This window comes from Streptomyces sp. NPDC051909 (assembly GCF_040681095.1).
Lineage (GTDB): Bacteria > Actinomycetota > Actinomycetes > Streptomycetales > Streptomycetaceae > Streptomyces.
The window spans coordinates 251,433-263,182 of the sequence record NZ_JBFAYA010000006.1 but is presented as its reverse complement, the minus strand read 5'-3'; the positions used below and the strand labels follow the sequence as shown (position 1 = coordinate 263,182).

Below are 11,750 nucleotides of genomic sequence, written 5' to 3'. Positions count from 1 at the left end.
CAGCAGCAGCCCGCCCGGATCACCGGGCGACTTGGCGACGTCCTGGCGCAGCGCGGCATCGCCCCCGACGGCGCCGCCCGGGAGCCAGCGCCTGAGCCGGTCACCGCGCTGCAACTAGCCGAAGCCCGCATCCCCGCCCGCTACCGCCACGCCCTCGCCGACCACCCCCAGGTCACCGCCTGGACGGACGAGATCGCCCGCGCAGGACGCCCCGGCCCATCCGGCGCCCCGGGCATCGCGGAGGGCCCCTCGCTGCGGATCCTCGGCCCGACCGGCACCGGCAAGACCCACCAGGCGTACGGAGCCATCCGCAGCCTGCTCGCCGCCGGGGTCCGCCTGCGCTGGGAAGCCGTCACCGCCGCCGACCTGTACGCCCGCCTGCGCCCACGACCCGGATTCGACAGCGAGCGCGAGCTGCAGAGCCTGATGCGCTGCCCGCTGCTGCTCCTGGACGACCTCGGCGCGGCGAAGACCAGCGAGTGGACCGAGGAGCTCACCTACCGGCTGATCAACCACCGGTACGAGCATCTGCGCCCCACCCTGATCACCACCAACCTCACCACCGACGCCCTGCGCTCGGCCCTCGGCGACCGCGTCTCCTCCCGCCTCGCCCAGATGACCGAACGGGTCATCCTCGACGGCCCCGACCGCCGCCGCACAAAGCCCGTCGCCTGACCCCCGACGGCCCCCGTCCGCTCCCCCGCACCGCCCTCGGAGAGTCCTGCCCGTGTCTACCCCTGCCCCGATACGCCCCGCCATCGAGCAGCGAGGACGCCCCCTCCTCATGGGGATCACCCTGATCGCCACCGTCGGCTTCGTCCTCTCCTACGACGCCCTGCGGCAGATGGCCGTCGCCGCCCACATCAGTGGACCGCTGACCTACCTCTTCCCCCTCGTCATCGACGGCTTCATCGCCCTCGGCGTCACCGCCCTGCTCATCCTGCGCACCGCCCCGCTCCGCTCCCGCCTGTACGTGTGGACCCTCGTCACTCTGGCGACCGGCGCCAGCATCTGGGCCAACGCCCTGCACGCCATCCGCCTCAACGAACAGGCCCGCCTCCACCTCAACAACGCCACCGTCGGCGCCCTGTCCGCCATCGCCCCACTCGCCCTCGCAGGCGCCGTCCACCTCTACCTCGTCATCAACCGCCACCTCACCATCAACAAGCCGGTGGTGGCGGCCGAACCGCCAACGGACAAGGCGCCCAGTGAAGGACCGCCACCGCCCGCCACCACCGTCATCTCCGCCAAGCAGCGCCAGACGCAGCCGACCGCCACGCCACAGCCGAAGCCGCCGACCGCAACGGCCTCCCCCGCCACGGCGCCACCACCCGCCGCCGCCACACCACCGAGGAAGGCAACGCCGAAACCTGGCGGACGCAAGTCCAGCGCCCCTGACGCGTACCTCCTGGAGCTCGCCCGCCAGATGCGCAACGAGACCGGCGCCGTCCGCCGTACCGACCTGGAGCGCACGGCCCGCGCCGAGGGCTACACCGTCGACAGGGCTCGGGCCCAGAAGGCCGCCGACACCGCCCTGGAGGAAGCGGCCACCACCACGAAGCTGGCGACCGCCGCCTGACATCCCCCGTCATCTCCTGCCCACACAGTCGCTGCTCCAGCACTCACTCCGAAGGAACACACCGATGCACGACAGCCACGCCCAGACCCCCACCGACCAGCCGTCGGTGACCTCCAGCCCTGCCCCGGGCGGAGCAAGGTATGGCGCTGGACCGTCCAAGGGCCGGTCCCACGCGGAAGCCTCCGCCCCGGGGGTGGCGGAGGCGTCGGGTCCCCGGCGCGAGGGCGCACCGGGGATAGGGGGTGTGCGCGCGGCGGACGAGGCCGCGCTGCGCCGTGTCGCCCGCCGTCGCGCCCGCCAGGACGTGCAGCGCAAGGAGCGTGTCGACGTCCGCTACAGCCTTGCCGAGAAGCAGGCGATCCTCGCTGAAGCCCGCCACCGCGGTCTGGCCGGCTCGCACTTCGTCGGCGCCGTCGTCATGGCCCACATCAACGGCGACCTCACCCTTCCCGCCGAGCGGACCGCCGTCGACGACCTGATCGACGAGTACGCCGCGCTGCGTACCCAGCTCGCCAGGATCGGCACGAACGCGAACCAGATCGCCCACCGCCTCAACTCTGGCGGCGAGGCCCACCCTGTAGACGCCACCGTGCTCTCGGAGGCCCGCCACCTCGTGGCGGCGGTGCGGCAGGCGGTCGCGGCGGTCGACACCGCCGCGAATGCGACCGCCACACACAGCCTGGCGGCCTGATGATCGCGAAGATCGGCAAGCCCGGCCACAAGACCCGGGGCGTCCTGAACTACCTGTACGGGCCCGGCCGAGCCAACGAGCACACCGACCCCCACCTCGTCGCCTCCTGGGACGGCTTCGCCCCCGACCCCGGCCGCGACCCCGACGCCACCCTCGCCCAGCTCGCCACCGCCCTCGACCTGCGGGTCAAGCAGGCCGGCCACAAGGCACCGAAGAGCCACGTCTGGCACTGCTCGATCCGCACCGCCCCCGAAGACCGCCACCTGACCGACGACAAGTGGGCCGCCATCGCCCGCCGCGTCCTCGACGCCACCGGCATCGCCCCGGACGGCGACCCCGACGCCTGCCGCTGGATCGCCGTCCGCCACGCCGACGACCACATCCACATCGTCGCCACCAAGGTCCGAGGCGACCTCCGCCCGCCCCGCAACTGGAACGACTTCGTACGCGCCGACAAGGAACTCGTCGCCATCGAGAAGGAGTACGGCCTCCGCCACATCCCGCGCGGCGACCGCACCGCCGCCAAACGCCCGACCCGCGCCGAACAGGAGAAGGCCCGCCGCACAGGGACCACGCGAACGTCCCGGGAACGCCTGCGCACCATCGTCCGCACCGCCGTCTCAGCAGCCACCACCACTGAGGAACTCTTCCGGATCATCGAAGGAACCGGGGCCATGATCGACGTCCAGCACTTCCCCTCCGGCGACATACGTGGCTACAAGGTCGCCCTCGCCGGCGACACCAACGCCCAGGGCGAACCGGTGTGGTTCTCCGGCTCCACCCTCGCCCCCGACCTCTCGTACCCCAAGATCGCCGAACGCCTCACGACCACAGCCACAACCCCGGCGGAGCGGACCGAAGCCACGACCTGGCGACGGCTCGCCATCGCCGTCGACAAGGTGCCCGACAGCCTCACCCACAGCGAGGACGAGGACGCACAGGCCCACATCGCCGTCCTCCTCGAAGCCCTCAACGCGCTGCCCGTGCTAGCTCCCGCCGATCTCCGGCCCCAGCTCTTCCAGGCCGCCACCGCCTTCGAGCACGCCGGCAGGTCCCGTATCCCCGCCCATCACCAGCAGGCCCAGGCCACCCTGCAGGCGGTGAAGGCAATCCTGCGACAGCCTGCCCCCAAGGACGGCGCACTGCTCGTGCTCGCCCTCGACGCCCTCCTGCTCGCGGTCATCGCCGCCCAGCACTGGCACCGCACTCGCGACCACCACCAACAGGCCGAGGCCGCACAGCAAGCAGCCGTCCACTTCCGTGCGGCCCACCGAACCGCAGCCACCGAGCCCTTGGCCATGCTCCGCCAACAGGGCGAATGCCTCCCGCAGTGGCAGCTGAACCGGCAGGCCACCGCAGTACGCCACGCTCTGCCCGCCCTGGCCGAGCGGATCCTCGCCGAGCCCGACTGGCCCGCCCTGGCCACCACCCTCAACGAGGCCACAGCAGCCGGCCACTCCCCCGCGCAACTCCTCGCCCAAGCCGCCGGCCATCGAGAACTCGACACCGCCAACAACCTCAGCGAAGTCCTGACCTGGCGCCTGACCCGCCTGCGAGAACCCACAGCCGAAAAGCCCTCGCCCCGCATGGCCGCGACGCCGATTCATCCCAGCTCCGCCACCCCATCGCATGTCCCGCCCACGGCATCCCGGCCAAGGAGTCGGTGACACGGCGCCAACCACACGTGATGCATCGGCATGTCCATTCAGTGGACAGCCAGCCCGTCCACTCGGTGGACTGCCGCTCTGTCCACTGCATGGACATGGCTCGCTGGACCGTGCGATCAGCCGTTGTGGTTGAGGACGTTGCCGTTGGTGCAGTGGTTGACGGTGTTGCCTTCCCACGCCCCGCCCACCGGGACGACCGCCAGCTCCTGGAAGCAGACGGCAGCGGCGCTGAAGTTCCAGTTGTTGGCGGCGTTGATGCCCGGTCCGAAGTTGCTGTCGTTGTCGGCGTGCGCCGGGGACGCGAGCGCGAGGCTCGTCAGGGCCAGGGCCGCTGTGGCAATGATCTTCTTCATGGTCCGCCAAACGACCGTCGCCGCACTCGGTCACCGGGCTGCGGCGGGAATCCTCCGCAAGGCCCTCACGCTCCGCGCCCGTCAACTCCCGTCAGGGACACCACCATATGGACATCGCGCGGGCCTGGCTGTAGGACGGCAACCGCGACAAGGCCCTCGTCGAGCTGGAGACCGCCGAGCGGATCGCACCCCAGCTCGTACGTACCCCCCCATCGCCCGCTCCACCCTCCGCAGCATCGTGTACGCCGAACGAGCAGCCACACGCAAGAAGTTGCGGCGCATGACCGACCGCTTTCGCCTGAGCAATCAGGAGGCGTGATCCTCCAGCAGCTCCAGCGCCTCCTCCCACCGGAAGCGGTCCGCTCCCCCGCCCGCCTTCGGCCGGTGCGGTTCGTACGACCCGAACCGGACGCCCATCTCCCGTAGCTGGGCCAGGCTCTGGCCGTACGCCGGATGCGCGGCCATGGCTGCGTTCACGTACGGCAGGACGACCGTCGGGATGCCCATTCCGTACGCCTCGCACAGGATTCCCAGCGCGAGGGTGTCGGCGATGCCGGCGGCCCACTTGTTGACCGTGTTGAAGGTGGCGGGCGCGACGGCGATGGCGTCGGCGGGCGGGAGGGGGCGCGGGTCTCCGGGGCTGCGCCAGGCCGAGCGGATCGGGTAGCCGGTCTGGGCCTCGATCGCCTTGGTGTCGAGGAAGCCGAGGCCCTGGGGGGTGGCGATGACGCCGACGCCCCAGCCCTGCTCCTGCGCGGCGGTGATCAGCTTGTGGGCGTCGCCCGCGTTGCCGGCGGCGCAGACGACGACGTAGAGGAACGGCTGTGCGCTCACGCGGGGACTCCCAGTCGGCGGCTGAAGTGGTGGAGCTCGGGCAGCGTACGTCGCCGATCTCGGGCGGCCATGTCGGCGACCAGGTCGCGGACGGCAGGACGGCGTACGTCCTGGGCGGCGCAGGTCTCGGCGATGCGGAGGGCTTGGTAGCCCTCGGCGAGGCGGCCCTGCTGGTTGTAGGCGCGGGCGGCCTCGACCCACAGCGCCGCCCGGCGTTCGGGGACGGGGATGTGGCGGCGCATGAGGGGCGCGGCGGTGTTCAGGGCGATGCCGGCGTCGCCGAAGGCGACCGAGGCGCTTACCGCATGGAGGGCAACGTTCGTGGGGCTGAAGTTGGCCCAGGCATCGGGGCGGTCGAGTGCGACGTAACGGGCGATGTCCCGCGCCTCGTCGAGGAACTCGCGCGTGGCGGCACGATCGCCGGCCGTGCTGGCGGCAGTCACGCCTCGTAGGAGGAGAAGTCCTACGGCCGCGAGGTAGCGCGGGGAGCGCAGGTCGTATGCTCCTGCGAGCTGGCCGGCGGTGTGCCGGACCAGGGTGATGGCCTGGGCCGTGTGCTTCTCGCGGGTCAGGACGTGGGCGTGGACGCGGACGCTGGAGGCGAGAACGACCGGGTCGCCGCAGCGTTCTGCTTCGGCCGTGGCACGGCCCACGGCGAGCCAGGCGTTGCCGTGGTCTCCCTGTTTGAGCAGCAGGCTTGTGGAGGTTTGGTAGGCCGTGGCCAGGAGCCCGGTCATCGCAGCATCGCCGTGGTGATCGCCGGCGGCTTCGCGCAGGTCGGCGAGGAGACCGGGGAGAGTGGCCTCCAGCGCTGCGTAGTCGCAGGTGTGGAAGAGGCGCCGTGCCTCGGCGACCCGTGATTCCAGGGGCTCCTGATCCATGCCGTCCGCTCGGGCGGACGCCGTGCGTGCGCCCGGGAGAAGAGCCCGGACGAGGTCGTCGTGGGCAGCTGTGGCAGGTGCGGTGGGAGCCGCGAGGGACGCGATGCTCGCGGCGAGGAAGGTGCGGCGGCGCATGTCTTCTGTCTCGGGGTCGTCGGTCGGTTCTACGGACGGGCCGGACTCACTCAGGCCGAGGTTGTGGAGGGGAATGCCGAGTTCGGCGGCGACGGCGCGTAAGACCCGGGTGTCCTCCGTGCCCCGTCCGCTCTCCAGGCGGCTGAGTTTGGACTGGTGATAGCCCAGCGCGGTGGCGACGTCCGCCTGCGAGCGGCCGGTGCGCTGCCGGGCTCGTTTGATCGTCTCGCCGATCCTCTCGGCCTCGGTCCTCACGTCTGCCATCCATGCCCTTCTGTCCGCGTCGAGCATGCCCTCCAGACGCAGCGTAGGCGAGCGGTACGGGGGCGTCATGCGGCTTCTGCATAGACGATGCGGTGCGGGCACGAAGCGTCGCGAACAACGAGTCCTACGCGGTTCCTTGGGGTGGTCGATCCGAATCCTGGAGGCCGCTCGTGGAAGCGCACCAGCTCACCTTCACTCTCCTGCCGACACCGGTTGCTGTGCCCACGGCACGACGCCAGGTGCGGCAGGCCATAGCCACCTGGCCGGCGATGCCCGCGGCGCCGGAAGCCGTCCACACGGCCGAGCTGGTCGTCAGCGAGCTCGTCACCAACGCGGTCCGTTACGCCGGTCATCAGCCGATCAGCGTCGTAGCCCAGTTCTCCGACGCGGTTCTGCGGGTGGAGGTCAGCGACGGGAGCCGCACTCTGCCGAAGCCGGCGCTGCCGGACGAGGACAGCGAGGGCGGCCGCGGTCTCTTCCTCGTCGGCGTGCTCGCTGACCGCTTCGGCACAGCGCCGACGGGGTCCGGCAAGTGCTGCTGGGCCGAGATCGACATGGCCGCCCCGCCTCCGGCCGGGGCCGGTGCCGCTTTGTCCCTTCCTACGCAGAGGAGTGGTACGTGAGTACCCGAGTCCCCGCCGTCACGTCCCAGGTGATCGCGATCCGGCCCGGCCGGCCCCTTACCGGTGCGGTGGCAGTCGACGGTTCGAAGAACGCCGCGCTCCCGCTCGTCGCGGCCGCGGCGGCGCTCCTTCGCCCCGTCCGTCTCGACAGCGTGCCCGCCAGCTCCGACGTCCAGACGCTGCTCGATCTGCTGCGGCAGGCGGGCTGGAACACGGCCCATCCGGTCGGTGACAGCCACACCGTCCTCGTCCTTCCCGGCGAGGCGGCCCCTGCGCCCGACGGCCTGGGTGAGGCCGCCTCCAGCATCCGTGCCTCGTACTACCTCGTCCCCGCTCTGATGGCCCTGTGCGGCCGCGCCCGGCTTCCCTGGCCGGGCGGTTGCCGGATCGGCGACCGCGGCATGGAACAGCACTTCAAGGTGTACGAAGCCTTCGGCGACCGCGTCCGCGTGGACGATCGCGGGTACGTGGTCGAAGCCGGCAGGGCGGTCCGTGGGACGGTGTCGCTGGTCCTGCCGTTCCGCTCGCGCGGGGCGACGATCGTCGCTGTGCTGCGCGCCGTGGTCGCAGGTGCGCCGCTGCGGCTCGGGCAGCCGAACCTCTCCCCGGAGGTCCTCTGCGTGCTGAGCGCGCTGGCGGCTGTCGGGTACGAGTACCGTGCCGGCGAACGCGTCCTCACTCTCACCCCTCCGTCTTCTGCTTCGGAGGACGCGCCCGTCTGGAAGGTGCCGGGCGACAAGATCGAGGCCGGGACCCTGGCCTGTGCCGTGGCCGCCACCGGCGGCACCGCGCGGATCGAAGGCGTCCACGGATCCGACGTCGCACCGATGACCGCAGCGCTGAACCGGATGGGGATCCCCACGTCCGAGGAGCCCGAGGCACTGGTCGTCCATGGTCGGGACACCCAGCCGACCGGCCGCCCCCTGCGCGCCACGGCCACCCTCGCGCCCAACGGCCTCGACGCCGACTTCGAACCGCCGCTGCTCGGGCTCGCCCTGGGGTTCCCCGGCACGCACCTGTTCTCGGACCCGATCAACCCCGGGCGCCACAGCAACCTCATCCCTCAGCTCGTCCGCATGGGCGGGGAGATCACCGAACTGTCCTCCACCGAGTGCCGGTTCACCGGACCCCAGCGGCTGACGGGTGCCGGAGTGGAGGCGACCGACATCCGCACGGGTTCGGCGCTGATGGTCGCCGGGCTCACCGCCCGTGGCGTCACCACGCTCGGCGGGGTCGACCAGATCCGCCGCGGCCACGCCGACCTGCCCGGCAAGCTCCTCGCCCTCGGTGCCGACATCTGCGAGGTCACCCCATGACCGTGGCCAGACACCTCCGGCGGATCATCGCCACCACAGATTTCCACTCGGCCTTCGACGACGCCGTACCGATGCTCGCGTACCTGCACGCCAGGAGGCACGACAGCTTCGTCGTCGACTGCGGGGACTTCTTCGAGGGCACCGGCTACTACCGGCTCGGTCAGGGCCGCATCGAGCGAGACGTCCTGGTCGGTCTCTACGACGCCGTCGTCCCCGGCAACCACGGCTGGATCCACCACTTCGACCCCGGCCTCCACGACATCACCGTGTGCGCGAACGCCGTGGATTCCGAGACCGGCAAGCGGCTCTTCCATCCGGCCCGGTTCGTGAAGGTCGGGGCTCGCCGCGTCGCCGTCACGGGTGTCATCGGGCCCCAGGCGTTCAACGCCATCCCTGCCGACCAGCGCGCCGGACACCGTGTCACCGAACCCGTCCAGACCCTGCGCGAGCTGATGCTGACCCATCACCACCGGGCCGACTCCTGGGTGGTGCTCAGCCACTCCGGGTTCGACGAGGATCTCAAGCTGGCTGCTGCCTGCCCGCTCCTGAACGTCGTCTTCGCCGGGCACTGTCACAGCGATCGGCCAGAACCGGTGCCCGTGGGAGACGCGCTCGTCCTCAAGGGAGGTGAACTCGGTGCCGGGTACGCGCTGGCCGAGCCCGTGGGCACGGGCTGGACCGCCCAGGTGGGCTCGTTCCCACCGGCAGCCGGCTTCCCCCGCCAGCTTTCCCCCGTACAGGAGGCCATTGACGCCCTCCACGGGGAACTGCGGACCTCGATCGGTCCGCTCCGGGCCCCGTACGCGAACGGCCTGCTCGACCGTCACGCACTGCTCGCTGACGTCGCCGGCCGCCTCCACAGCGGTCTGGGCGCCGAAGTCGTCCTGCTGAACGAGACCGCACTTCGATCTCCCCGGTTGGGGACCGTACTCACGCAGGGCGACCTCCTGGCCATCGAGCCCTTCGACAACCAGCTCGTCCACGCGCACGTGCCGGAGCCCTTCCTCACGGACCCGGCGGCCCTGCTCCCCCACCTCACCGCGCAGACGGGCCCGGTCGTGTCCGCGCCCCGTCCCCTGCCCGACCGCCTGCCGACCGTGCTGACCACCGGCTACCTCGCCGACACCTACCTCGGGGGCCGTACCCGGCAGGCCGGCGTCCGTCTCAGCCAGGCCGTGCAGCACACGCTCACCGAGGGAGACTCCCGATGATCCTCACCGGCCCCGAAATCACCCAGGCCACGGTCGACGGCCGCATTCGCATCTCCCCGTTCGAACCGACGCAGGTGAACCCGAACAGCTACAACGTCCGTCTCGGCGGGACCCTGCTCACCTACACCGGACACGCCCTGGACGCCCACAGGCCGAACGCCACCGAGCCGATCGAGATCGGGCCGGACGGCTTCGAGCTCCAGCCCGGCCAGCTCTACCTCGGCCACACCATCGAGGAAGTCGGCTCGGACACCTTCGTGCCCCTGCTCTTCGGCCGCTCCTCGGTCGGCCGCCTCGGCCTGTTCGTCGAGATCACCGCTCCCATCGGTGACATCGGCTTCCACGGCCAGTGGACGCTCATGCTCTCCCCGATCCGACCGCTGCGCGTGTATCCGGGCATGCGGATCGGGCAGATCATGTTCTTCGTGTCGGTCGGCCCGGTGGCCCTCTACGCGGGCAAGTACCAGTCGTCCGCCGGACCCCAGCCCTCTGCGTACTGGCGCGACCTCGGCGCCCTCGGGGCGGTGGCCTCGTGATCCTCACCGGCCCCGCCATCGCCGCCGCCCGGGCCGCCGGCGAGATCACCATCGAGCCGTACGAGCCGCGGAGGATCTCCCCCAACGCCTACGACTGGCGTCTCGGCGACACCCTGCGCTTCCACGACGGCTCCCTGGACGCGGCGAGGCCGACCGACTTCCAGGAGGTGCCGATCCCCGAGGCCGGGTACGTACTGCGGCCGGAGGTCCTCTACCTGGGGACGACGTACGAGCGGACCGGCTCGGAGGCGTACGCGCAGTTCCTCAACGGCGACCGGACGATCGGCGCGCTCGGCATCTGGGTCCACGTCTCCGCTCCCCTCGGGCACCAGGGCCACGCCATCCGCTGGACCCTGGAGATCTGGGCGAGCCGGCCGGTCCGGGTCTACCCGCGCATGACGTTCGGCAAGCTGGTCTTCCTCCAGGCCCTCGGCGCCACGGCCAGCTACCAGAACCACGGCCTCAAATACCGGGCCAGCCAGGGCATCGAAACCTCCCGCCTCTACGAGGAGAACCCGGGAGGCCCCGCGTGAACCCCACCGTCGTCACCGCTCTCGACCTGCCGTTCCCGAGCCCCGGCGGAAGCGTCGAGCTCTTCCTGGACCTCTACACCGGCCGCGTTCCCCTCCTGCCCGCCCGCGCCTTCATGCTCGCGCCCGAGCACAGGGGCCTGCGGCCGCCCATGCCGGCGGGTCTGGAGCTGGTGCAGGCGTCGGGAAAGTGCCTGACGGGGTACGCCTTCCGCCGCTACGTCGCCACCCTCCAGCGAGTCCTGGCCGAGGCGGTGGATCCGGGCGACGCCGGAGTCCTACACCTGCAGCACTTGGCCTTCGGCGCCGCCCCGGCCCTGCTCAGAGCCTTCCCAAAGCTCCCTCGGATCGCCCTGGTTCACGGGACCGACCTCCTCTTCGCCGAAACACACCCCGAACAGTTGGCCACCCTGCGCGAGGCAGCCTGGGCCGCCGACGCGATCGTGGTGCCGACCGGTGCGATGGCGGACCGACTGCTCCTCCTCGCCCCCGACACCCGACGCCGCAAGATCGAGAAGATCCCCTGGGGCATCCCCGACCACCTCATCGCCACCCCTCCCCCACGGCGCCGGAACCAGCCCTCCAGCCACCTGCGGATCCTGTACGCCGGCCGCCTCACCCCCGAGAAGGGCTTCGACAGTCTCCTCTCGGCGCTCCCGCTCACCCAGTCCGTCGAGCTGTCCATCGCCGCACCGCGAGCCGAGTTTCACGCCCTTCGCCCGCGTCTCCACCAGAGCGGAGTACACGTCCACTACCTCGGCTGGCTACGCCGGCCGCAGCTCTGGAGGACCTTCGCCGACCACGACGTCCTGGTGATGCCCTCCACGACGCTGGAGGCCATGGGCCTTGTGGCACTCGAAGCCCAGGCATGCGGCCTCCCTGTCCTCTACCAACCCGTTCCCGGTCTCACCGAGGCACTGGGCGGCACCGGTCTCGCCACAGACTTCGCCGACCCGCACGCCGTCGCCCGCGAACTCGACCGCCTCCGCACCAGCCCCGGCCTCCTGCCGGCGCTCCGCGCGGCCGGCACCGCCAACGCGGCCCGCTTCCCCCTGAGCGCCACCGCCGAAGCCCTCGCCGCTCTCGGCAGGCGGCTCGCCTGATCACCCGTGGCGCACCCCCACCAGGAC

The 11,750-nt window shown here is 71.4% G+C and carries 13 protein-coding genes and 1 pseudogene; 11 read left to right on the top strand and 3 right to left on the bottom strand.

From position 1 onward, the window contains the following. Positions 1-42: 42 nt before the first annotated feature. The 4 genes from AB0M18_RS12420 to AB0M18_RS12405 all read left to right on the top strand — a co-directional run bounded on the left by AB0M18_RS12420 (position 43) and on the right by AB0M18_RS12405 (position 3,937). Complete coding sequence (locus tag AB0M18_RS12420; RefSeq protein ID WP_365756994.1) at positions 43-675, top strand: ATP-binding protein; 633 nt, start codon at positions 43-45, stop codon at positions 673-675. A 109-nt stretch (positions 676-784) separates the two neighbouring features. Then, positions 785-1,579: a DUF2637 domain-containing protein gene (locus AB0M18_RS12415; RefSeq protein ID WP_365756992.1), complete on the top strand. Its 795-nt coding sequence runs from the start codon at positions 785-787 to the stop codon at positions 1,577-1,579. Between the two features lie 244 nt (positions 1,580-1,823). Then, positions 1,824-2,270: a plasmid mobilization relaxosome protein MobC gene (mobC, locus tag AB0M18_RS12410; protein WP_365756816.1), complete on the top strand. Its 447-nt coding sequence runs from the start codon at positions 1,824-1,826 to the stop codon at positions 2,268-2,270. Then, positions 2,270-3,937, top strand: coding sequence for a mobilization protein (locus AB0M18_RS12405; protein WP_365756815.1), 1,668 nt, complete (start codon positions 2,270-2,272; stop codon positions 3,935-3,937). The genes mobC and AB0M18_RS12405 overlap by 1 nt, the downstream gene beginning before the upstream one ends. A 116-nt stretch (positions 3,938-4,053) precedes the next feature. Here the strand turns inward: AB0M18_RS12405 and AB0M18_RS12400 are convergent, their stop codons facing one another. Further along, a complete protein-coding gene (locus tag AB0M18_RS12400) occupies positions 4,054-4,290 on the bottom strand; it encodes a hypothetical protein (protein WP_365756813.1) in 237 nt (78 codons plus the stop codon). A gap of 83 nt (positions 4,291-4,373) precedes the next feature. Here AB0M18_RS12400 and AB0M18_RS12395 point away from each other — a divergent pair. Beyond that, positions 4,374-4,609, top strand: a pseudogene (locus AB0M18_RS12395) (transcriptional regulator); the annotation flags it as partial. On the opposite strand, the gene AB0M18_RS12390 reads toward AB0M18_RS12395, so the two are convergent. Both AB0M18_RS12390 and AB0M18_RS12385 read right to left on the bottom strand, forming a co-directional pair. After that, on the bottom strand, positions 4,597-5,124 hold the full coding sequence (locus tag AB0M18_RS12390; RefSeq protein ID WP_365756812.1) for a flavoprotein: 528 nt from the start codon (positions 5,122-5,124) through the stop codon (positions 4,597-4,599). The pseudogene AB0M18_RS12395 and the gene AB0M18_RS12390 sit on opposite strands and share 13 nt — an antisense overlap. Continuing rightward, entirely contained in the window at positions 5,121-6,404 is a 1,284-nt protein-coding gene (locus AB0M18_RS12385) for a helix-turn-helix transcriptional regulator (RefSeq protein WP_365756811.1), read from the bottom strand. Before AB0M18_RS12385 ends, AB0M18_RS12390 begins: the two co-directional genes overlap by 4 nt. A gap of 170 nt (positions 6,405-6,574) precedes the next feature. Between AB0M18_RS12385 and AB0M18_RS12380 the strand changes: the two genes are divergently transcribed. The 6 genes from AB0M18_RS12380 to AB0M18_RS12355 are packed head-to-tail and all read left to right on the top strand — an operon-like array spanning position 6,575 to position 11,723. After that, the gene (locus tag AB0M18_RS12380) at positions 6,575-7,027 is read left to right on the top strand and encodes an ATP-binding protein (protein WP_365756810.1); all 453 of its coding nucleotides are present in this window, start codon (positions 6,575-6,577) and stop codon (positions 7,025-7,027) included. Beyond that, on the top strand, positions 7,024-8,343 hold the full coding sequence (locus tag AB0M18_RS12375) for a UDP-N-acetylglucosamine 1-carboxyvinyltransferase (protein WP_365756809.1): 1,320 nt from the start codon (positions 7,024-7,026) through the stop codon (positions 8,341-8,343). The genes AB0M18_RS12380 and AB0M18_RS12375 overlap by 4 nt, the downstream gene beginning before the upstream one ends. Next, the gene (locus AB0M18_RS12370) at positions 8,340-9,554 is read left to right on the top strand and encodes a bifunctional metallophosphatase/5'-nucleotidase (protein WP_365756808.1); all 1,215 of its coding nucleotides are present in this window, start codon (positions 8,340-8,342) and stop codon (positions 9,552-9,554) included. The genes AB0M18_RS12375 and AB0M18_RS12370 overlap by 4 nt, the downstream gene beginning before the upstream one ends. Beyond that, positions 9,551-10,090, top strand: a complete 540-nt coding sequence (gene dcd / locus AB0M18_RS12365) for a dCTP deaminase (protein WP_365756807.1) — start codon at positions 9,551-9,553, stop codon at positions 10,088-10,090. The genes AB0M18_RS12370 and dcd overlap by 4 nt, the downstream gene beginning before the upstream one ends. Then, positions 10,087-10,623 carry a deoxycytidine triphosphate deaminase gene (locus AB0M18_RS12360; RefSeq protein WP_365756805.1) on the top strand — a complete coding sequence of 179 codons (537 nt, stop codon included), beginning with the start codon at positions 10,087-10,089 and terminating at the stop codon, positions 10,621-10,623. The genes dcd and AB0M18_RS12360 overlap by 4 nt, the downstream gene beginning before the upstream one ends. After that, complete coding sequence (locus AB0M18_RS12355) at positions 10,620-11,723, top strand: glycosyltransferase family 4 protein (RefSeq protein WP_365756804.1); 1,104 nt, start codon at positions 10,620-10,622, stop codon at positions 11,721-11,723. The genes AB0M18_RS12360 and AB0M18_RS12355 overlap by 4 nt, the downstream gene beginning before the upstream one ends. Positions 11,724-11,750: the final 27 nt, after the last annotated feature.

Bases quoted from the DNA above. Each gene is read 5' to 3' on its own strand.
- AB0M18_RS12415 (WP_365756992.1), top strand. From the start codon at position 785: ATGGGGATCACCCTGATCGCCACCGTCGGCTTCGTCCTCTCCTACGAC.
- AB0M18_RS12405 (WP_365756815.1), top strand. From the start codon at position 2,270: ATGATCGCGAAGATCGGCAAGCCCGGCCACAAGACCCGGGGCGTCCTG.
- AB0M18_RS12400 (WP_365756813.1), bottom strand. From the start codon at position 4,290: ATGAAGAAGATCATTGCCACAGCGGCCCTGGCCCTGACGAGCCTCGCG.
- AB0M18_RS12385 (WP_365756811.1), bottom strand. From the start codon at position 6,404: ATGGCAGACGTGAGGACCGAGGCCGAGAGGATCGGCGAGACGATCAAA.
- AB0M18_RS12370 (WP_365756808.1), top strand. From the start codon at position 8,340: ATGACCGTGGCCAGACACCTCCGGCGGATCATCGCCACCACAGATTTC.
- dcd (WP_365756807.1), top strand. From the start codon at position 9,551: ATGATCCTCACCGGCCCCGAAATCACCCAGGCCACGGTCGACGGCCGC.